Annotated in this window: 18 protein-coding genes and 2 pseudogenes; 13 read left to right on the top strand and 7 right to left on the bottom strand. The window is 73.7% G+C overall.

Going from position 1 to position 20977, the window contains the following annotated elements; genetic code table 11:
• Positions 1–16: 16 nt before the first annotated feature.
• From GEV43_RS43630 to GEV43_RS43620, 3 genes are all read left to right on the top strand, one after another.
• Entirely contained in the window at positions 17–886 is an 870-nt protein-coding gene (locus GEV43_RS43630; RefSeq protein ID WP_206681688.1) for an ROK family protein, read from the top strand.
• Between the two features lie 130 nt (positions 887–1016).
• On the top strand, positions 1017–2222 hold the full coding sequence (locus GEV43_RS43625) for a hypothetical protein (protein ID WP_160826498.1): 1206 nt from the start codon (positions 1017–1019) through the stop codon (positions 2220–2222).
• 120 nt (positions 2223–2342) lie between these two features.
• Positions 2343–2984, top strand: coding sequence for a carbonic anhydrase (locus GEV43_RS43620; protein ID WP_160826497.1), 642 nt, complete (start codon positions 2343–2345; stop codon positions 2982–2984).
• Positions 2985–3104: 120 nt separating this feature from the next.
• On the opposite strand, the gene GEV43_RS43615 is transcribed toward GEV43_RS43620, so the two are convergent.
• From GEV43_RS43615 to GEV43_RS43595, 5 genes are all read right to left on the bottom strand, one after another.
• The gene (locus tag GEV43_RS43615) at positions 3105–4412 is read right to left on the bottom strand and encodes a HAMP domain-containing sensor histidine kinase (protein ID WP_160826496.1); all 1308 of its coding nucleotides are present in this window, start codon (positions 4410–4412) and stop codon (positions 3105–3107) included.
• 158 nt (positions 4413–4570) lie between these two features.
• Positions 4571–6121, bottom strand: coding sequence for a BBE domain-containing protein (locus GEV43_RS55700; RefSeq protein ID WP_309240303.1), 1551 nt, complete (start codon positions 6119–6121; stop codon positions 4571–4573).
• Positions 6122–6253: 132 nt separating this feature from the next.
• Positions 6254–6682, bottom strand: a complete 429-nt coding sequence (locus tag GEV43_RS43605; RefSeq protein WP_309240302.1) for a cold shock domain-containing protein — start codon at positions 6680–6682, stop codon at positions 6254–6256.
• Between the two features lie 307 nt (positions 6683–6989).
• Positions 6990–7253: a hypothetical protein gene (locus GEV43_RS52785; protein WP_241684498.1), complete on the bottom strand. Its 264-nt coding sequence runs from the start codon at positions 7251–7253 to the stop codon at positions 6990–6992.
• Positions 7254–7830: 577 nt separating this feature from the next.
• Positions 7831–8724, bottom strand: a complete 894-nt coding sequence (locus tag GEV43_RS43595) for an ABC transporter ATP-binding protein (protein ID WP_160826495.1) — start codon at positions 8722–8724, stop codon at positions 7831–7833.
• A 233-nt stretch (positions 8725–8957) separates the two neighbouring features.
• On the opposite strand from GEV43_RS43595, the gene GEV43_RS56815 reads away from it, so the two are divergent.
• The 8 genes and pseudogenes from GEV43_RS56815 (at position 8958) to GEV43_RS43565 (ending at position 16632) form a co-directional block, all read left to right on the top strand.
• Positions 8958–9254, top strand: a complete 297-nt coding sequence (locus GEV43_RS56815) for a helix-turn-helix domain-containing protein (RefSeq protein ID WP_375539148.1) — start codon at positions 8958–8960, stop codon at positions 9252–9254.
• On the top strand, positions 9221–9904 hold the full coding sequence (locus GEV43_RS43590) for a helix-turn-helix domain-containing protein (RefSeq protein WP_309240301.1): 684 nt from the start codon (positions 9221–9223) through the stop codon (positions 9902–9904). Before GEV43_RS56815 ends, GEV43_RS43590 begins: the two co-directional genes overlap by 34 nt.
• A 219-nt stretch (positions 9905–10123) precedes the next feature.
• Complete coding sequence (locus GEV43_RS43585; RefSeq protein WP_309240300.1) at positions 10124–11233, top strand: Xaa-Pro peptidase family protein; 1110 nt, start codon at positions 10124–10126, stop codon at positions 11231–11233.
• A gap of 360 nt (positions 11234–11593) precedes the next feature.
• A complete protein-coding gene (locus GEV43_RS43580) occupies positions 11594–12820 on the top strand; it encodes an ABC transporter ATP-binding protein (RefSeq protein WP_160826493.1) in 1227 nt (408 codons plus the stop codon).
• A gap of 67 nt (positions 12821–12887) precedes the next feature.
• Positions 12888–14143 (top strand): annotated as a pseudogene (locus tag GEV43_RS56810) (ABC transporter substrate-binding protein).
• 43 nt (positions 14144–14186) lie between these two features.
• Positions 14187–15440 (top strand): annotated as a pseudogene (locus GEV43_RS55680) (carbohydrate ABC transporter permease); the annotation flags it as partial.
• An 86-nt stretch (positions 15441–15526) separates the two neighbouring features.
• Positions 15527–15652 (top strand): hypothetical protein, encoded by a 126-nt coding sequence (locus GEV43_RS54380; protein WP_302931446.1) that lies wholly within the window; start codon positions 15527–15529, stop codon positions 15650–15652.
• Positions 15649–16632: a carbohydrate ABC transporter permease gene (locus GEV43_RS43565; protein ID WP_160826492.1), complete on the top strand. Its 984-nt coding sequence runs from the start codon at positions 15649–15651 to the stop codon at positions 16630–16632. The genes GEV43_RS54380 and GEV43_RS43565 overlap by 4 nt, the downstream gene beginning before the upstream one ends.
• Before the next feature lie 123 nt (positions 16633–16755).
• On the opposite strand, the gene GEV43_RS43560 is transcribed toward GEV43_RS43565, so the two are convergent.
• Positions 16756–18015 carry an ABC transporter ATP-binding protein gene (locus tag GEV43_RS43560; protein ID WP_160826491.1) on the bottom strand — a complete coding sequence of 420 codons (1260 nt, stop codon included), beginning with the start codon at positions 18013–18015 and terminating at the stop codon, positions 16756–16758.
• Positions 18016–18181: 166 nt separating this feature from the next.
• Here GEV43_RS43560 and GEV43_RS43555 point away from each other — a divergent pair, with 166 nt between their 5' ends.
• Complete coding sequence (locus GEV43_RS43555; RefSeq protein ID WP_309240297.1) at positions 18182–19261, top strand: LacI family DNA-binding transcriptional regulator; 1080 nt, start codon at positions 18182–18184, stop codon at positions 19259–19261.
• Positions 19262–19308: 47 nt separating this feature from the next.
• Complete coding sequence (locus tag GEV43_RS43550) at positions 19309–19749, top strand: Lrp/AsnC family transcriptional regulator (protein ID WP_160826489.1); 441 nt, start codon at positions 19309–19311, stop codon at positions 19747–19749.
• Positions 19750–19871: 122 nt separating this feature from the next.
• On the opposite strand, the gene GEV43_RS43545 is transcribed toward GEV43_RS43550, so the two are convergent.
• Entirely contained in the window at positions 19872–20810 is a 939-nt protein-coding gene (locus tag GEV43_RS43545; protein WP_160826488.1) for a TIGR03619 family F420-dependent LLM class oxidoreductase, read from the bottom strand.
• Between the last annotated feature and the right edge of the window lie 167 nt (positions 20811–20977).

Here is a 20977-nt window from a genome sequence, read left to right as displayed (position 1 = left end):
CGAGCAGAGGTTGGCAGTGACCGAGATCCCGGTGCTGGAGATCGGCGGCACGCACGTGAGCGCCGCCGTCATCGACACCTCCACCTGGCGGCCCGTGCGGCCCGCGACGCGGCGGCCTCTCCAGGCGGACGGTTCGCGGGAGGAGTTCCTCGCGGCCGTCGCGGGCGCCGCCGCGCACGCGGCCCCGGAACGCCCGGCCACCTGGGGCGTCGCGATGCCCGACCCGTTCGACTACGCGCGCGGCATCGCGCTGTTCGCGGGCGTCGGCAAGTTCGACGCGCTGTACGGCCTCGACGTCGGGGCCGCGTTCGCGCGACGGCTGGGCGCCGGTCACCGCTTCGCCTTCCTGAACGACGCCGACGCGTTCACCCTCGGCGAGTGGGCGCACGGCGCGGGCGCGGGAGCGGGCCGCTGCGCGGGCCTGACGCTCGGGACCGGCGTCGGCTCCGGCTGGGTCGTGGACGGGCGGATCGTGGCCGAGGGCCCCGGAGTCCCGCCGGGCGGGCGCGCGCACCGCCTGTCGGTCGACGGGGTGCCGCTTGAGGACGTCATGTCGCGCCGCGCGATCCTCGCCGCCCACCGCGCGTCCGGAGGTGCGCCCTCCGCCGACGTCGCCGACGTCGCCGAGGCGTGCCGGGCGGGCGACGCCGCCGCGACGGCCGTGCTGAGGACGGCCGTGTCGGCGCTCGGCACGGCGCTCGGCCCCTGCGTCCGCCGGTTCGGCGCCGACGTGCTCGTCGTCGGCGGGTCGATGGCGGGCTCCTGGGACCTGTTCGAGCCCTGGTTCCGCGAGGCCGCGCCGGGCCTGCCGCCCGTACGGCCCGCCGCCGACCCGGAGGGCGCGGCGCTCACCGGCGCCGCCCTCCACGCCCTCGCCTCCGCCTGACCCGCGGGAACGGAGACGGCCGCGCGGGGCCTCCTCCCTGAGAACGACGAGTACCACCGGAGTGGCGGCCCCCGATGTCGTACCCGGCGGTGATGAGCGCGCACGGTCGGTGCCGTTAGCGTCGATCCCCATGAGAAGCACTCGGCTGCTGGCCGCCTCCGGGCTCGTGGGTGTCGCGCTGATGGTCCCCGTTCCGGCTCAGGCCCGTTCCGCGGGCGTGCGGGTGAGCCTGCCCACCCCGTCTGGGCCGTACCGGATCGGCACGGTGTCGGTGCGCCTGGTCGACCGCTCCCGGCCCGATCCGTGGGTGGGCGCGCGGCCGTACCGGGAGCTGATGGCCGGCGTCTGGTACCCGGCGCGGGACACCGGAGGGCGCCGCCTCGCGCCCCACATGCCGCGGCGCGCGGCCGAACGGTTCGGCGCCGTCCGCGGCCCCGGCCTCGGGATCGCGCCCGGCACGGTCGACTGGGCCGCGACGCGCACCCACGCGTACGAGGGGGCGCCGCCCGACACGCGCGGCGGCCGGCGTCCGGTGGTGCTGTACTCGCCGGGGGCGGGCGACCCGCGCACGTGGGGCACCGCCCTGGTCGAGGAACTGGCGAGCCGCGGGTACGTCGTGGTGACCCTCGACCACACGTACGACTCCCCGGCCGTGGAGTTCCCCGACGGCTCGGTCAGGGGGAACGAGCCGATGTTCGAGGAGTACGCGCGGGCCGAGAAGGCGGGGAAGGTCCCGGCGTTCCTGGAGAAGGTGCTGCGCGTCCGGGTCGCCGACACCCGGTTCGTGCTCGACCGGCTGGCGAGGCTGCCGCACGGGCTCGGCCGGGTGGCCGACCCGGGCCGGGTGGGCATGTTCGGCCAGTCCGCGGGCGGCATCGCCGCCGCCGAGGGCATGCACGAGGACCGGCGGATCAGGGCGGGCGTCGACATGGACGGCACGCTGGAGTACAACCAGGAGCCCAAGGGGACGAACTTGACGCCGGTCGCCGAGCACGGCCTGCGCCGCCCGTTCCTGCTCATGGGCAGCGCGGGCAACGACCACAGGACCGAGCCGTCGTGGCGGGCGTTCTGGGCGAGCAGCCGCGGCTGGCACCGCGACCTGACGCTGCTCGGCTCCGCGCACCAGAGCTACACCGACCTCGAAGCGATCATGCCGCAGACCGGGCTGCCCGCGGGCGCCGTCCGGGAGCAGATCGGCACGGTCGACCCCGTCCGCGCCGTCGCCGCGGAACGGGCGTACGTCACCTCGTTCTTCGACCGCTGGCTGCGCGGTCGCGACGACCACCTGCTGGACGGGCCGTCTCCGCGCCATCCCGACGTCGCGTTCGTCCCCTGACGCCCGCGCGCCCGCGGCCCCTCGCTCTCCGCCCCCCTCACGCCGGGGCCCCGGCCTGGGCTTACGGCGATGCCGGGACCCGGCCGGGACGGGACGAGGGTGGCTTCGTAGTCTCTAGGCATGACTGATGTGCCGAGTTTGACGGCTCGACAAGCGTTCGACGCTCTGCTGGAGGGCAACCACCGGTTCGTCACCGGAGATCCGCACCATCCGAACCAGGACGCGGCGCGGCGCGCGAAGATCGCGCCGGCCCAGCACCCGTTCGCGGTGCTGTTCGGCTGCTCGGACTCCCGGCTCGCGGCCGAGATCATCTTCGACCAGGGGCTCGGCGACCTGTTCGTGGTCCGCACGGCGGGGCACGTGGCGGGCTCGGAGGTCCTCGGCAGCATCGAGTACGGCCTGAACGTCCTCGACTGCCCGCTGGTCGTGGTGCTCGGCCACGACGCGTGCGGCGCCGTCGCCGCCGCGCGCTCCGCCCTGGACGGGGGCGTCGGCGCGACGGGCTACGTGCGCGACGTCATCGAGCGGGTGACGCCCAGCGTCCTCGCGGCGCGCGCCGCCGGCCTCTCGGAGGAGGACGACATCATCGCCGAGCACATCCGGCACACCGTGGACCTGCTCCTCGAACGCTCCAGGGTCCTCGCCGACCAGGTCGCCGCCGGAAGGGCCGCGATCGTGGGCCTCTCCTACCGGCTGGCCGACGGCAGCGCCCGCCTCGTCGCGTCCCACGGCCTGGACGAGGTGCTCGACCCGGCCTCCTGAGGCCGCGCCAGGCAGCGCCTGAACGGGCCGCCACCACCGCGACCGCCGCGAGCCGCGCGGAATCGCGGCGGTGCCGGCCCGCGCGCCGTGGTCCGCGCGCCGTGGGCCGGTCCGATGGGCTCAGTCCTCGGGGAGCGGCAGGCGGAGGGCGAAGCGGGCGCCGCGGTCGGAGTCCTCGACGCAGAGCGTGCCCCCGTGCGCCTCGACGACGGCGCGGGAGATGGCGAGGCCGAGGCCGCTGCCCCGGGGATCGCGGCGCGTCCCCTCCGCCAGCCGGACGAACGGCTCGAAGACGCGCTCGCGGTTCTCGGGCTCGATGCCGTCGCCGTCGTCCACGACCGTCACCAGCGCCTTCCCGTCCGAGCGGACGACCGCGATCTCGACGACCTCGCGGGCGTGCCGCTGGGCGTTGGCGAGGAGGTTCGTCAGCGCGCCGCCGAGCTGGAGCCGGTTGGCGAGGACCTCCACCTCGTCGTCCACCCGGACCTTGACCGGGATGTCCGGCGGCTGGCTCGCCGCCGACTCGCGCGCCAGTTCGCCGAGGTCGAACCGGTCGGGCGGCTCCGGCGCCTCGGTGCGGATGCGCGCGAACACCAGCATCTCGTCGATGATCGACTGGAACCGCTCGGTGGTCGACAGCGCCGACCTGATGGCCTCGTACGGGTCGCCGTCCGGGTCGAGCAGGGCCTCCTCCAGCTGCGCGTGCAGCCCGGTCAGCGGCGAGCGCAGCTCGTGGGAGACGAGGGAGGCGAACCGCCGCTGCTGCCCGACGGCCTCCTCCAGCCGCGAGAGCGTCTCGTTCGCGGTGGTGGCGAGGCCCGCGATCGCGTCGTGGCCCGGCGGCGCGGGCACCCGCAGGCTCAGGTCGCTCACCGTGATCTCGGCGATCCGGGCGCGCATCGCCGCCACCGGGCGCAGCGTCCGCCGCACCACGAGCCAGGTCGCCCACCCGGTCAGCGTGCCGGCGAGCAGCACCCCGATCCCCACGTAGAGGTCGAGCCGGTGCGAGGCCAGGAGCGACGGCTCGTCCATCCCCGCGTAGACGGTGTGGGGCTCGCCCGCCCACAGCAGGCCGGCCTCCTGCGGGGAGACGCGGCTGGCGGTCACGAGCACGCACCGGCCGCCGGAGCACTCCTTCCGGTACTGGATCCGGTCGTGCTCCGGGGGGTGCGCGCCGCTCAGCGGCCCCCGCCCGGCCGCGGCCCGGCTCGCGACGACGATCCGCCCGCGGGAGTCGACGAGCTGGAGCAGCGGCACCCGCGACGACGTGATCGGCTCCGGGGGCCGCGCCTGCCGCATCGACCCGATCCAGTCCGTCGCGGCGCGCTCGGTGTCGGCGAACGCGCCGTTCTCGATCCTGTCGCGGATCACCAGGTCCAGGCCGGCCCCGGTCACCGCGAACCCGGCCAGCGCGAGCAGGCCCGCCACCGACGTCAGGCGCGCCTGGACCGAGGCCGGGCGGAGACGGAATGACAGGGCCTGCCTCCCACTGTGCTGGAGCCAGGGGATGATTCCCGCTCGTTCTCCACCCGACCCGGCGGGTAACGCAAAACCCGGGCAAACGGCCGTCCGGCGCGAGCGCGGCGTCAGGCTTCGGGCAGTTCCACGGACTGGCGGTGCCGGAAGACGTTGAGCGGGTCCCAGCGGTTCTTCACGCGCTGGAGGCGGCTGTAGGAGTCCTTGTAGTAGAGCTTCGACCAGCGGTCCGCGGAGGTGTTCCACGCGGGGTCGCTCAGGTCGGCGTCGGGGTAGTTGATGTAGCAGCCGTCGGTGACGTCGCCGATGGCCGGGACCCCGCCGGTCGTGGCGAACGTGTTCTTGTAGGTGTCGCGGATCCAGGCAATGTGCTCGGCCTCCTTGGGGTCGCCCGCGGTCCAGTACACCTGGTACTGCATCTTGAGGATCGAGTCGCGCTGCGGCACGGCGGTCTCGCGCGGCGGCCGGTTGATGGCCGAGCCGTACGAGTCCACCTGGATGAGCGCCTCCTTGTTGACGTACTCGGTGTACCTCTCGTTTCCGAGGTAGTCCCACATCGCGTTGAGGTGCTGGTCGGTGAACGGCTTGCGCAGGTACGCCGACTTGTACTTCCCGCAGCGGTTCTCGCCGGACGCGTTGAGCGCCTGCGTGGCCGTCAGCCACGGCATCAGGCGCGGCGTCTTCGCCTCGGCCACCGGGCCGTGCTCGCCCATCCCCGCGGTCATCGCCGCCGACGTCGGGACGTCCTTGCCGTCCACCGCGCCGAGGAAGTCGTCCATGGCCTCCTTGGCGCCCGGGACGTCGGCGTCGATCTGCGCGAGGAGGCCGATCTCCCCGTTGCTGCGGTGGGTGAGCTTGAGCATCGCGAAGAGCTTGCCCGCCGGGGTGGACGGGTCCTGGTGCGCCGCGAACCACGTCCCGTAGGCGGTGACGAGCCGTGCGAAGGAGGCCCGGTCGAAGTCGGCCCATTTCCAGACGCGGCCGGTGATGAGGACCCGGCGGGGCGGTTCGGGCAGGTCGCGGAACCAGAACCGGGTGACGACGCCGAAGTTGCCGCCGCCCCCGCCGGTGTGCGCCCACAGCAGCTCGCGGCGGTCGGGGTCGGGGTCGTCGCGGGACGCGGTGACGAGCTCGACGGTCCGCCGCCCGGTCACCACGGCGACCTCCACCGCGTACAGGTAGTCGACCGTGAGGCCGGACTGGCGCGACAGCAGGCCGAAACCGCCGCCGGCGACGTGCCCGCCGATGCCCACGGAGTAGCAGGAGCCGCCGGGCAGGGCCCTGCCGCTGAGCGGGTAGAGGTGGCTGTAGCCGTGCCAGTTGGTGGCGCCCGCGTCGATGCGGTACGCCTCCATGCCGGGGTCGTAGGCGACGCCGCACATCGGGCTGATGTCGAGGATCACGCGGACGTCGGGGCCGCAGACGAAGTCCTCGTAGCAGTGGCCGCCGGACCGGACGGTGACACGGCGGCGCGCCGGGTCGGCGGCGGGCTGGTTGACCGCCTCGGTGAGCGCCCGCACGACCCCCGCGGGCGTGGCGGCCATCCGCACGTACTCCGGCTCGGCGATCCAGCGCTGGTTGAACCCGCGGCTGAGCGAGGGGTACCGCTTGTCGTCGGGCCGTACGGTGGTCACGGGCGGGAGCGGGAACGCGTCGTCCACGGGGCACCTCACATCTCGCGGGCCGGATGGACCCCGAAACCTATCCGCGGCGGCGGCCGCGCGAGGGGTGCTCCCGCGCTTCGGCGGGCCACGGTGGAGGCGCCTCCGGGCAACCCCCGCCTCCCCGTCCGGTCAGTCCTCCAGCCAGCCGTGCCGGTGCGCGATCTTGACCAGGGAGTCCCGCACCGCGACGATCTGCGTGCCCGTCAGCGTCGGGGCGCCCGCCAGGATCGACTCGGTGACCTCCTGGACGTACTCCTCCCGCGACAGCACGTCGCAGAGGGTGTCGTCGTCGGGGCCGAGCGGCCTCGACGGCGCCTGGTGGCCGTTGGCGCCCGCGTGCTGCGGGCCGCCCACGACCCGTACCGCGAACGCCTTCAGCCCGCGTTCGCCCTCGGTCACCTCGAACTCGACCTGCGTGCCCGGCGGGTAGGGCCCCCGGCCCTCCAGGAAGTCGTTCGTGTGCACGAAGACGTCCTCGCCGCCGCCGTCCGGCACGATGAACCCGTACCCGCGAACCTCGTCGAACTTGAGAATCCGGCCCGTACGCAACCGTTCCACCTCCACCAACAACCCTGCCTGAACGCCCCGAAGCCCCGTGCCCGCCCTCGCGGCCGGCCCGGGAAAAGAGTACAGCCGGGATGCCCGTCCGCCGCCCGGTCCGGCGAGTCGCGCCGCGCGTCCGCGCGAAAAGGCCGCCGCAAGCGCGCGAACGGCTTTTCGTCGCCCATGGCTACCGCCATTGCGGGCAGAGCGCGGCGAGGCTCTCGGAAGATCTACCCATGGCGGCCATTCGATTACACAAAGTGGAGGACGAAATGTGCGACGGAAGGTGTGGGACGGCGCGCCGGGAACGCGCGGCGGCGTCCTACCGCAGCCGCTGGAGGGCCTTCTCGCGGCGTTCGGCGACGCTCGATCCCGATTCGCGGCGCGCCATCCGGCGCAGGAGGAACGGCGCCGCCAGCAGGCCGGCCACCGCCCAGGCGGTGAGGACCCCGGCGGTTTCGAGGTGCCGCCAGGAGTCGCCGATCTCGACGGCGGCCGCGTCGCCGGGCAGCAGTGCCGAGCGCATGCCGAGCCCGAGCCAGTAGACCGGGAAGACCTGCGCGAGCCCTTGCAGCCAGCCCGGCATCGCGGAGACCGGGTAGAAGATCCCGAGACGGCGGTCATGCCGAGGATCGGCAGCAGGATCAGCCCCTGCGCCCGCGGGGTCGCGAACACCGAGCCCAGCACCGCGCCGATCGGCAGCGACGCCGCCATGCCGAGCAGCAGCACCCACGCCAGCGTCGGCCAGGAGCCCGCGCCGACCGAGAGGCCGTCGACGACGAGCAGGCCGGGAACGAGGAAGACCGCCAGCTCGGCGAGCAGCCCGGCCGACACCGAGACGAGCTTGCCGACCAGGTACGCGGGCATCCCGTTCGGCGTCGCCTTGGCGCGCAGCAGCGTCCCGTCCTCGCGGTCGGCGGTGAGGTGCTGGCTCACGCTCACCATCCCGAACGCGACGTTCATGCCGAGGATGCTCGGCAGCGCGAGCGTGCCGAGCGGGAACCCGCTGGACCCGAACGCCACGTCCCGCGTGAAGTACGTGACGGCGAGCATCAGCACCGGCCAGGTGGCGTGGCTCCACAGGTCCGCGCCGTTGGTGAACGACTGCCGCGTCTCGATCAGCCCGCGCGCCCAGCCCAGCCGGAGGGCGGTGGCGGCCGGACTCACCGGGGCACCTCTTCGGCCTGGTGGACGAGCGCGAGATAAGTGTCCTCCAGTGAGGAACGCCGCACTTCCAGATCGGCGAGCGATTCGCCGTACCGCTGGAAAAGGCCGTGGACGAATCTCGTGGATTCCCGGGTCGATTGTTCGAAACGGCGCCCGCCGACGGTCCAGCTCACCTGGTCCTCGCCCGTGATCCGCTTGGCGAGTTCCGGGGCGGTGCCGTCCGCGACGATCCGGCCGCCGTTGAGGATCGCGATGCGGTCGGCCAGCTTCTCCGCCTCGGCCAGGTCGTGGGTGGTCAGCAGGATCGTGGTGTCCTGCTCGGCGGCGAGCCCGCGCACGAGGTCGTGGAAGCCGTGCCTGGCCTCGGGGTCGAAACCGGCCGTGGGCTCGTCCAGGAACAGCAGTTCGGGGCGGCCGACGATGCCGATCGCCACGTCCAGCCGGCGCCGCTGGCCGCCGGACAGCGTCCTGATCTTGCTGCCCGCGTGCTCGGACAGGCCGACCGCCGCGATCAGCTCGTCCGCGTCCCACGGCCGCCGGATCCGTTCGGTGGAGTAGCGCGCGTAGTAGCGGCCGAGGTGCGCCAGCAGCTCGCGCACCCGCCATTTGCCGTGGTCGCGCCACGACTGGAGGACGACGCCGAGCCGCGCCCGCCACCGCTCGCCGCCGTGCGCCGGGTCGGCGCCGAGCACCTCGACCCGTCCCGCCGACCGCATCCGGAACCCTTCGAGGATCTCGATCGTGGTGCTCTTGCCCGCGCCGTTCGGCCCGAGCAGCGCCCGCACCTCGCCCCGGCCCACCCGGAACGTGACGTCGTGCAGGACGTCCGTCGTCCCGTAACGCATCCGCAGCCCCTCGACGGCGAGCACGGCATCACCGCTCGTCGCCATCGTCCCCCCTTTCCTGAAAACTCCGCCGCACCGCTTCGGACAATGGTGGAGGCTACGTTTCGTTTCATATTCGGTCAACGTGAATCCGCGCGCCGCAAGCCGTTGTGCTGGGCATTCTCGAACAAAAATTGCAACAGCGCTGAACGTTAATGCAACGCCCGTGCCGGCGGTCGTTGCAATGCGCTGCCGGTGAAAGCACACTGGGGCCGTTCGGCGACCGGGGAGGCGCGGGAATGCCGGGGACCAGGCTGACGGAGAACGACCGGCACGAGATCGCGGCGGGGCTGCGGGAGGGGCTCGGCTACGCGGAGATCGCCCGGCGGCTGGGCAGGCCGACGTCCACCGTCAGCCGGGAGGTGTCCCGCAACGGCGGCCCCGGCGGCTACCGGGCCGGCCGCGCCCACGCGGCGGCCGGGCGCCGCGCCCGCCGCGCCGGGTCCGCCCCGCCGGCCGTCCGCCCGGCGGCGCTCGGCGCGCACGGGCGCGACCCGAGGCGGTGCGCCGGTACGTCGAGGAGTTCGCCGCGCTGATGGTCCGCACGGGAGTCCCGCCGATGGCGGCGCGGGTGCTCACCGGGCTGTTCACGGCCGACTCCGGGTCCCTGACCGCCGCCGAGCTCGTCCGGCTCCTGCGGGTGAGCCCCGCGTCGGTGTCGAAGGCCGTCGGCTACCTGGAGAAGCTGGAGCTGGTGCGGCGCGAGCGCGGCCGGCGGCGCGAACGCTACGTCATCGACGACGACGTGTGGTATCGCACCTGGACGACGAGCGCCCGCGCGCACGAGGAGTTGGCGGAGTCGTCCGCGCGCGGGGTCGCGATCCTCGGCGCCGCCACGCCCGCCGGAGCCCGGCTGAACGGCATGGGCCGCTTCTTCGCGCGCCTCGGCGAGGACATGTCCGGCGGTCCCTCGATCGCCGCGGGCGGCGACGCGCTGACGGTCATGGCCGCGCTCGTGCACGCCCGCGCGCCGCTCACCGCCGACCGGCTGGCGGGCGCGCTCGGCTGGTCCGCCGACCGGGTCGCCGGGGCGCTGGAGGACGCCGCGCGCCACCCCGAGAGCCTCGACCCGCTGACGCTCCGGCGCTCCGGGGTCGGCGCGTACGAGGCCGTCGCCGTGCCCGGCCGCCTGACCGCCGCCCAGCGCGACCGCCTCCGCCGCACCGCGCACCCGGTGGACGCCTGACCGCCGCGCCCCCGCGCCGCCGCGCCGCCGCGCGCTCCGGGACGCCCGGGGCGCGGGGGAGCCGGCGGGCTTGCCATCCTTGGGGGATGCCCGGCGCGGACGTCTCCGCGCCGGGACTTGACGGAATGTGACAGGCCACGGCTGGCATGGAAGGAGGAAGCGGCGATCGGGCGCGCGCCACGGCCGCGCGGGACGCCGCGACCTGGGATGGAGACGGATGTGACAACGGAGTTGTATCCGCGCGAGCGGCTCGCGCAGGTGAGGGAGGCGACGGCCCGCGCGGGGCTCGGCGCCGTGTTCCTGACGCCCGGGCCCGACCTGCGGTACGTGACCGGCTACGACGCGCTGCCGCTGGAACGGCTGACGTGCCTGGTCGTCCCGGCGGACGACGAGCCGTTCCTCGTCGTGCCGCGGCTGGAGCTGGCCGCCGCGCGGGAGTCGCCCGCGGGCGGCCTCGGCGTGGAGATGGTGCCGTGGGACGAGACGGACGACCCGTTCGCGCTCGCCACCGGCCGGCTGCCCCGCGGCGTCGCGAAGGTCGGCGTGGCCGACCGGATGTGGGCCGTGATGGCGCTGCGGTTCCGCGCCGCGCTGCCGGACGCCGAGCAGGTCGCGGCCGGGACGGTGATGCGCGGGCTGCGCGTCCGCAAGAGCCCGGCCGAGGTCGCCGCGCTGCGCGAGGCGGGGGCGGCGATCGACCGGGTGCACCGCCGCGTCCCCGAGCTGATCAAGGCGGGCCGCACCGAGCGGGAGGTCGGCCGCGACATCCACGATGCGATCCTGGAGGAGGGCCACGCGCTGGTCGACTTCGTGATCGTCGGGTCCGGGCCGAACGGCGCGAGCCCGCACGCCGAGCTGTCGGACCGCGTGATCCGCCCCGGCGAGCCCGTCGTCGTCGACATCGGCGGGACGATGCCGAGCGGCTACTGCTCCGACTCGACCCGCGACTACTGCGTCGGCGAGCCGCCCGCCGACTACGCCGCGTACTACGCGGTGCTGAAGGAGGCGCAGCAGGCGTCGTGCGACGCGGTCCGCCCCGGCGCCACGCCCGAGGCCGTCGACGCCGCCGGGCGCGACGTCATCGCCGCCGCCGGGTACGGCGAGCTGTTCATCCACCGGACCGGGCACGGCATCGGCCTGGAGACCCACGAGGACCCCTACATCGTCTCGGGCAACACCGAGCCGCTGGAGCCCGGCATGGCGTTCTCCATCGAGCCGGGCATCTACCCCGGCCCGCACGGCGCCCGCATCGAGGACATCGTCGTCTGCACCGAGGACGGCGTGGAGCGCATGAACAACACCGACCGCGACCTCGTCCTCATCGACTGAACGGGACGCCCGGCGCGGCGCGGCGCGCGGCGGGCGGGGGAGAGGGCGGGGGCGCGCGCTCCCGCCCACTCCGCGTTCCCGGGCCGGTCCGCGGCGTGCGGGCCGCCCCGTCCTTCCGGCGCGTTACGGTCGGGTCCTCCGCATGTCCGAAGTCGCTCCATATAACGATCTCTTCACCAATCGTGTCAGCGGACGCTGTTCATGTTGCGGTGCCGCCGTCCGGCCCTGTACGACACTGTTCCGACGGGGTTACCAGCGAGTTGCGCTCCGGTGGCCGGGCCGTTCCGGCCGTCCCCGGAGAGCCGTCGCGCCCGCGCCCGCGGGAGCGCGGAACGCAGTGCCGGACGAAGAGGAGACGCCGTGGCAGAGGTCGCCCTGAAGGGCGTCGGGAAGGTGTACCCCGACGGGACCCGGGCCGTGACCGGCCTGTCCCTCGACATCGCCGACGGGGAGTTCCTCGTCCTGGTCGGGCCCTCCGGCTGCGGCAAGACCACCGCGCTGCGGATGGTCGCCGGGCTGGAGGAGATCTCCGAGGGCGAGGTGGTCATCGGCGAGCGGACCGTCAACCGCGTCCCCTCCCGCGACCGCGACGTCGCGATGGTCTTCCAGAGCTACGCGCTCTACCCGCACCTGTCCGTGCGCGACAACATCGGCTTCGGCCTGTCGCTGCGCAAGCTCCCGAAGGCGGAGATCCGGGCGAAGGTCGACCGCGCCGCGGAGATCCTCGGCCTCACCGAGCACCTGTCCCGCAAGCCCCGCAACCTGTCGGGCGGGCAGCGGCAGCGGGTCGCGATGGGGCGCGCGATCGTCCGCGAGCCGCAGGCGTTCCTGATGGACGAGCCGCTGTCCAACCTCGACGCCAAGCTCCGCGTCCAGATGCGCGCCGAGATCGCCCGCCTCCAGCGCGACCTCGGCGTCACCACGATCTACGTCACCCACGACCAGACCGAGGCGATGACGCTCGGCGACCGGGTCGCGGTGATGAAGAAGGGCGAGCTCCAGCAGGTCGCGCCGCCGCAGGAGCTCTACGACCGGCCGGCGAACCTGTTCGTGGCCGGCTTCATCGGCTCGCCCGCCATGAACCTGATCCAGGGGACGCTGACCGGCGACGCGGACAACCCGCTGCTGGAGATCGGCGGCCAGACCCTCGCCCTGCCGGGCGAGCTCATGGCCGCGCGGCCCGCCCTGGCCGCGCGCCTCGGGAGCGACGTCGTCGTCGGCGTCCGCCCCGAGGACATGGAGGACGCCGAGCTGGTCGAGACCCATGACCTGGCCTCCCTGACGTCCACCGCCGACCTGGTGGAGGCGATGGGCTCGGACGTCCTGGTGCACTTCGCGGTCGAGGCGGCCCAGGTCGTCACCGAGGACACCAAGGAGCTCGCCCGCGACGCGGGGACCGACGTGCTGGGGCGCCTGGAGGCGCCCCGCACCGACCTGGTCGCGCGGTTCAGCCCGCGCACCCGCGTGAAGGTCGGCGACCCGGTGACGATCCACGTCGACACCGGGCGCCTGCACTTCTTCGATATCGAGACCGGCGCGTCGATCTGGGAGTCGGCCGCCGGTTCGCCCAAGGAGGATTCGGCATGAGGGTCAGGATGAACCGGCGGGTGGCGAGCGCCGTCGTCGCGGCGGGCCTGCTCGCGTCCGCCGCCGCGTGCGGCGGCGGGGACGACGACAAGGGCGACGACAAGCCCGAGGGCGGCACCGCGCTCAAGGGCGTCAAGATCGAGGTCGCCGCCAAGTGGACCGGCCCGAGGAGGCCAACTTCCGCAAGGTCCTCAAGGCGTTCGAGGCCAAGACGGGCGCGACCGTGCAGTACGCGTCCACCGGCGAGAACACCGACGCCTACCTCGGCCCGCGCATCTCGGCGAAGAACCCGCCGGACGTCGCGATCCTGCCGCAGCCGGGCCTGATGCAGCAGTACGCGGCGAAGGGGAGCCTGAAGCCGCTGTCCGCCGACGTCGTCGCCGAGGTCGACAAGAACTTCGCGCCGTACTGGAAGGACCTCGGCTCCGCCAAGGGCCAGACGTACGGCGTGATGACCAAGGCCGCCTACAAGTCCATCCTGTGGTACCGGACGAAGGCGTTCGAGGACGCGGGCGTGCAGCCCCGGCGACGTTCGACGACCTGGTGAAGGCCGCGGGCACCATCCAGGACTCCGGCACCACGCCGTTCACCCTCGCGGCCGGGCCGCAGGACTCCTGGACGCTCACCGACTGGTTCGAGAACGTCTACCTCTCGCAGGCCGGGCCGGACAGCTACGACAAGCTCGCCAAGCACGAGATCAAGTGGACCGACCCGACCGTCGGCAAGGCCCTCACCACCCTGGCGCAGATCTGGGGCAAGCCCGACCTGATCGCGGGCGGCGTCGCGGCCGCCACCAAGACCAAGTTCGACGAGTCGGTCACCCAGACGTTCGGGCAGCAGAAGTCGGCGATGGTGTACGGCGGGGACTTCGCCGCCGCCAACATCGCCACCACCAAGGCCAAGGTCGGCGCGGACGCCAAGGTCTTCCCCTTCCCGAAGGCGGGCGCCACCGACCCGGCCGTGCTCGGCGGCGACATCGCCGTCGCGCTCAAGGACGGCAAGGGCGCGCAGGAGCTGATGAAGTTCTTCGCCTCGCCGGAGGCGGGCAAGACCTGGGCCGGGCTCGGCGGCTACCTGACGCCGAACAAGAACGTGAGCCCCGAGGCGTACAGCGACCCGATCGCCAAGCAGTTCGCCGCGCAGATCCAGAAGTCCGGCGACGCGGCCCGCTACGACCTGTCCGACCTGGCGCCCGCCGCGTTCGGCGCGACGCCCGGCAAGGGCGAGTGGGAGGCCCTGCGCACCTTCGTGCAGAAGCCGACGGACGTGAAGGGCACGCAGGAGAGGCTGGAGGCCGAGGCGGCCAAGGCGTACAAGGGCTGACCCAGCGTCCGGACCGGGAGAGCACGAGCAAAAGGGACCCTGGATGAACGCTCCAGACAGCGCGCCGAACGACGACGTTCCGCCGGACCGGGCACCGCGCGAGGAGGCGCCGCCCGCCGCGGCGGGCGGCGCCGCCGCGGTCCCCGACCCCCGGCCCGCGCCCGGTGCGGCGGACAGCGGAAGCGGTGGCGGCGACGGGGGCGGCAAGGCGGGCAGGGCCGGCAAGGCCGGGATCGCGCCGCCGTCCTGGCTGGCGATGGCGTTCCTGCTGCCCGCGCTGGTGCTGCTCGGGTTCCTGGTCGTCTACCCGATCGTGTACTCGGTGATCCGCAGCCTCCTGGACGCGTCCGGCGACTCGTTCGCGGGGCTCGACAACTACACCGGGATCTTCAAGGGCCACGACAACCTGGTCTCGGTCCGCAACACCGTGGTCTGGGTCCTGGTCGCGCCGACGGTCGTGACGATCGTCGGGCTGCTGTTCGCCGTCCTCACCGAGCGGGTCCGGTGGGCGACGGCGTTCAAGCTCGTGGTGTTCATGCCGATGGCGATCTCGTTCCTCGCCTCCGGCGTGATCTTCCGGCTGGTGTACCAGCAGGACCCCGACAAGGGCGTCGCGAACGCCGTGATGGTGTCGGTGCACGACATGTTCGCCCCGGGCGAGGCGTACCCGGGGGCCGGGCCGCGCGCGGGCTCGAACCAGCCGGTCAGGGCGGACGGCGGCGCGGTCGTCACCACCGCCGCCGTCGGCCCGGGGCAGACCGCGCTGCTCCCGCTGCTGCGCGTCAAGCCCGAGGACCTGCCGAAGGGCGCCGGGCCCGCGGTGAAGCCGCCCGCCGCCCGTCCGGGCGAGGTGAACGGCGCGGTCTGGTTCGACTTCACCAAGGGCGGGGGCGGCGCGCCCAACGCGCCGAACGCCGGCGAGTCCGCGCTCCCCGGCGTCCGCGTCGAGGCGGTCAAGGACGGCAAGGTCGTGGCCAAGGCCACCACCGCGTCCGACGGGACGTTCCGGCTCAAGAAGGTGCCGGGCCCCGTCACGGTCCGGTTGCCGAAGGACAACTTCACCGCCGCGTACGGCGGGGCGGAGTGGCTCGGCGGCACGCTCATCACGCCCGCGATCATCGTGTCGTACCTGTGGGTGTGGTCCGGGTTCGCGATGGTGCTGATCGCCGCCGGGCTCGCCGCGATCCCGCGCGACGCGCTGGAGGCCGCGCGGGTGGACGGCGCGACGGAGTGGCAGGTGTTCCGGCGCGTCACGATCCCGCTGCTCGCGCCCGTCCTCGTCGTGGTCCTGGTGACGCTCGTCATCAACGTGCTGAAGGTGTTCGACCTGGTGTTCATCATCGGCGGCGGCGATCCGAACGCCAGCGTGCTGGCGTTGCAGATGTGGACCGAGTCGTTCGGCGGGGGCAACGACCCGGGGCGGGCAGCGCGATCTCCGTGCTGCTGTTCCTGCTGGTCGTCCCGGCCATGCTGTTCAACATCCGGCGACTGCGGCAGGAGCGCGCATGAGTACCGCGGGCACAGCGGACGGCCCGGCCGGCGGCGGGACGGGCGGGACGAGCCCGACCGCCGCCGGAGCCGAGGACAAGGCGAGCGGGGCGAACGGGGCGTCGGGCGCGCCGCGCCGCGGGATCGGCGCGCGGATCGTCGGACGCCTCGGCGGCGGCGCCGCGCAGGCGCTGCTCGCCGTCGTCGCGCTGTTCTGGCTGGTGCCGACGTTCGGGCTGCTCATGGCCTCGCTGCGGTCCAACGAGGACAACAACGCGAGCGGCTGGTGGAAGGTGTTCGGCGCGCCGTCGCAGCTCACCTTCGACTCCTACTCCAGGCTGCTCGACAAGCCCGACTTCGTCGACTCGTTCTGGAACACCGTGCTCATCACGGTGCCCGCGACCGTCCTCGTCGTCGCGATCGCCTCGCTGGCGGCGTACGCGTTCGCGTGGCTGGAGTTCCCCGGCCGCGACTGGCTGTTCCTGCTCGTGGTCGCGCTGCTGGTCGTCCCGGTCCAGGTCGCGCTGATCCCCGTCGCCAAGCTGTACGGGAAGATCGACTTCGGCGGGTTCACGATGTTCGGCTCGGTCACCGGCGTGGTGCTGTTCCATGTCGCGTTCGGGCTGCCGTTCGCCATCTTCCTGCTGCGCAACTTCTTCGCCGCGATCCCGCGCGACCTGCTGGAGGCGGCGCGGATGGACGGCGGGTCCGAGTGGACGATCTTCCGCCGGGTGATCTTCCCGCTCGGTGGGCCCGCGATCGCGTCGCTCGGGATCTTCCAGTTCCTGTGGGTGTGGAACGACCTGCTCGTCGCGCTGGTGTTCGCCGACACCGGCTCGCAGCCGATGACCAAGTGGCTCCAGTCGCAGATGCGGCAGTTCACCGGCAACATCGACATCCTGGCGCCCGGCGCGTTCCTGTCGCTGATCGTCCCGCTGGCGGTGTTCTTCGCCTTCCAGCGCTACTTCGTGCAGGGCGTGCTCGCGGGCTCGGTCAAGTAGCGGACCGGCGCACCGCCGCCCGGTCACTCAGCGTCACGTTACCCACAGCCTGGGGACGGACCTGTGGGCAACGTGTACGCAGAGTGACCGGCGGGACCCGGCGTACCGGCGGAGCGGCTCCGGCTACAGCGCCTTCTTCGCCGCCGGCTCGTCCGCCCGGGCGTCCTCCGCGGCCGGCGCGGCGGCGTGGCCGATCGCCAGGCCGCTGGACGGGTCGAAGAAGTGCAGGCGGCGGGTGTCGACGGCGAGGTCGATCTCCTGCCCCGGCCGCACGTGCGAGCGGGAGTTGACCCGCGCCGTCCACAGCGCCTTGTTCTCGATCAGCGGGATCGCCATGTCGCTCTCGCCCTCGGCCGCGTCCTCGGCGAGGTCGGCGGTGTCCTTGTGCTCGACCGGCGGCGCGTCGATCGTGAAGATCACGTTGATCTCGCTGCCCAGCTCCTCGGTGACGCTGCTCTTGGCCCGCATCGGCGCCCACTCGGGCTTGGCGTGCGCGGCGTCCTCGAAGTCCGAGGGGCGGACGCCGAGGATGAGCTTCTTGCCGATCCAGCCGTCCAGGCCCGGCTTGGCCTCGATCACCTCGTCCGGCACCGGCAGGGTGTAGCCGGCGAACGCGACGTGCGCGCCGCCGTCGCCGCGGGCCAGCTCGGCGGTCACGAAGTTCATCGCGGGCGAGCCGATGAAGCCGGCCACGAACAGGTTGACCGGGTTGTCGAACAGCCGCTGCGGCGTGTCGACCTGCTGGAGCCTGCCCTCGCGCAGCACGCACACCCGCGACCCGAGCGTCATCGCCTCGACCTGGTCGTGGGTGACGTACACGGTGGTGACGCCGAGCCGCTCGTGGAGCTGGCTGAGCGAGGCGCGCATCGACACGCGCAGCTTGGCGTCGAGGTTGGACAGCGGCTCGTCCATCAGGAACGCCTGCGGCTCGCGGACGATCGCGCGCCCCATCGCCACGCGCTGGCGCTGGCCGCCGGACAGCGCCGCCGGCTTGCGGGACAGGAACTGGTCGAGCCCGAGCATCTTGGCGGCCTCGCGGACCTTCTCCTTGATCTCCGCCTTCGGCGTGCCGCGCAGCTTCAGCCCGAACGCGAGGTTCTGCTCGACGGTCATGTGCGGGTAGAGGGCGTAGTTCTGGAAGACCATCGCGATGTCGCGGTCCTTCGGCGCCAGGTCGTTGACCACCCGGTCGCCGATGGCGATCTTGCCGCCGCTGATCTCCTCCAGCCCCGCGATCATCCGCAGCGCGGTGGACTTGCCGCAGCCGGACGGGCCGACCAGCACCATGAACTCGCCGTCCCGGATCTCCAGGTCCAGGCCGTCCACGGCCTTGACGCCGCCCGAGTACACCTTGTCCACGCCGTCCAGCACGATCTTGGCCATCAGGTCCCCTCTCGCCGGAAACGATGGAAACGTTTCCCGTGAACCCTGCCGAGCAGGGCATATGTCGCAATGCGTGGATTAAACAATATGGAAACGTTTCCAGAGAAAGGTCGTTCATGAGAAGATGACCCGGATCCCTGGTCACGGCGGCGGACGGAGGCGGAGCGTGGCGGCGGAACGGCGGACGGCGACGATCAAGGACGTCGCGGCGGCGGCGGGCGTCGGCATCGCCACGGTGTCGCGCGTGTTCACCGGAGGCGGGCCGGTCGGCGCGGAGACCCGCGAGCGCGTGCTCGCCGCCGCGAGCGCCCTGGACTACCGCCCGAGCGCGCTCGGGCGCGGCCTGAAGCTGCGGCGCAGCGGCGGGATCGGGCTGGTCGTCCCGGACGTCGCCGACCCGTTCTGCGCCGAGCTGGCCGCCGGGGTGCTCGCCTGCGCGCGCAGCCTCGGCGAGCACGTCATCGTGGACGCCGCGCACGGCGACCCGGCCCGCGAGGCCGAGATCGTCGACCGGCTCGCCGAGCAGCGCGTCGACGGCATCATCGCCGTCCCCGCCGGGGAGGCCGCCGCGTGGCGGGCCCTCGCGGGGGTCGGGGCCAGCGTGGTGTTCGCCGACCGCGTCCTGCCGGCGCTGCCGGAGATCCCGTCGGTGCTCGCCGACGACGGCGCGGGCGTCCGCGCCCTCGCCGAGTACCTCGTCGGGCTCGGGCACCGCCGCATCGGCTTCCTCGGCGCCGCCGCGCCCGGCGGGGCGCCCGGCACCCGGGAGCGGGCGTTCCGGGCCGCCCTGGACGAACTGGGCGTCCCGGCGGACGAGGACCTCGTCGTCACGTCCCGGCCCTCCCGCGACAGCGCGTACGCCGCCGCCGCGGGGCTGCTCCAGCGCCGCGCCGACGCGACCGCGCTCCTGGCCGCCGGGCACCTGCACGGCGAGGCCGCCGTGCTCGTCTCGCGCGAGCTCGACCTGCGCGTCCCCGCGGACGTGTCGATCGGCATGGTGGACGACGTGGCGTGGGCCGAGCTGTGCGACCCGCCGCTCACCGCCGTCGCGCGTCCCGCCCGCGACATGGGCTACCGGGCGTGCGAGATGCTGCTGCGCGACCGCAGCCGCCGGGGGAGGGGCCGCCCGGTGCTGCTGCCCACCGAGCTCATCGTCCGGGGGAGCTGCGGGCCGCCCCGGACGGCCCGCGCGTCGGCCCGCGCGTCGGCGCGCGGGGTGCGCGGCGGTGGCCGGGCCGGACCGTGATGGCGCGGGGGTCGGCACCGGTGCCCCGGGCGCGCTAGATTTCCGGGGTGGAGGAGATCGATCGCCAGATCCTTGCGCTGCTCGCGGGCGACGGGCGTATGAGCTTCACCGATCTGGCCAAGGAGACGGGCCTGTCGGTGTCGGCCGTGCACCAGCGCGTGCGGCGGCTTCAGAAGCGCGGGGTCATCAAGGGGTTCACCGCCCTGCTCGACCACGAGGAGGTCGGCCTGCCGCTCACCGCGTTCGTGTCGATCAAGCCGATCGACCCGTCCGCGCCCGACGACGCCCCCGACCGGCTCGCCCACCTCACCGCGATCGAGGCGTGCCACTCGGTCGCCGGAGACGAGAGCTACATCCTCAAGGTGCGGGTGGCCTCGCCGAACGAGCTGGAGGACCTCCTCCAGCGGATCCGGGCCGCGGCGAACGTCGCGACCCGCACGACGGTCGTCCTCAGCACCCCGTGGGAGGGCCGCGGCCCCACCCTCTGACCGCCCCCGCGGGCGGGGACGGCCGGAGCGGCGGCGGCGCAGACCAGGACCGGAGGGCCCGGGTCAGGCCCGGACGGCCCCGGTCGGGACCGGAGGGCCCGGGTCGGGACCGGGCGCGCGGGTCAGGGCTGGAGGCGCGGCGGCGCGAACGCCTCCAGGGCCTCGCGCGCGATGTACATCGAGTCCCACGGGTCGGCGTCCGGGCCGGTGAGCTCGGGGTCGAAGTTGAGGTCGACGAACAGCTCGGTCACGCCCTGCTCCTCCAGCGCGTCGAAGTCGGACCGGATCTGCTCGTAGGTCCCGGTCAGGGGCCGCCGGCCCGCGCCGCCGGCGGCCGGGGGAGCGTCGTCCTCGGTGCGGATCCGCACCGCGCCCCGGCACACGAACCGCAGCGCGGACGAGTCGCGCCCGGCCTTGTCGGCGGCCTCGCGGACGATGTCGATCGACCGGCCGATCTCGGCGAGCTCGGCGCGGCTGGAGCTGACCCAGCCCGCCGACAGCCGCCCGGCGCGCCGCAGCGCCGCCTCCGACGTGCCGCCCATCAGGATCGGCGGCTCGGGGTGCTGGAGCGGCTTCGGGTCGAGCATGACGGGCGGGAAGTCGTAGAACTCGCCGTGGAACTCGCTGACCTCCTCGGCCCACAGCGAGCGCAGCGCCGCGACGAACTCCTCGGCGCGCGCGCCCCGGCGCTCCATCGGGACGCCCGACGCGGCGAACTCGGCGGGCATCCAGCCGAGGCCGAGCCCGAGGTCGAGCCGCCCGCCGGTCACGTGGTCGAGCGTCGCGGCCTGCTTGGCGAGCATCGGCGGGGTGGTGAACGGGACGTTGACGATGGCCACGCCGAGCCGGACCTGCTGGGTGTACCCGGCGAGGTAGGCCAGGGTGATCAGCGGGTCGGCCACGTTGCGGTACGTCGTGTCGGTGGTGTCGGCCGGGTTGAGCAGGCGTTGCAGCGTCCACAGCGAGTGGTAGCCGAGTTCCTCGGCGCGCTGGGCGATCAGCACCTGGTTGGCCGGGGTGGCCCACGCCCCCGACACCGGCACGGCGAACCCGATGAGCACGGCGGCTCCTCCTCGTCATCGTCGGATGTCCGACCCTATCCCCCTGCCCGGCCGCACCTTACAACGTCAAGGCCCGCGCCTTGAGGCGTCCGACCCCGCTCGCCTTCGCGCGCCGTCGCGGGAGGGACGTCTTCCGAGGTCGGAGCCCGTTACGCTGGCCTGGTCGG

This window comes from Actinomadura sp. J1-007 (genome assembly GCF_009793335.1).
Lineage (GTDB): Bacteria > Actinomycetota > Actinomycetes > Streptosporangiales > Streptosporangiaceae > Spirillospora > Spirillospora yumaensis.
This window is presented reverse-complemented; position numbering and strand designations above follow the sequence as displayed.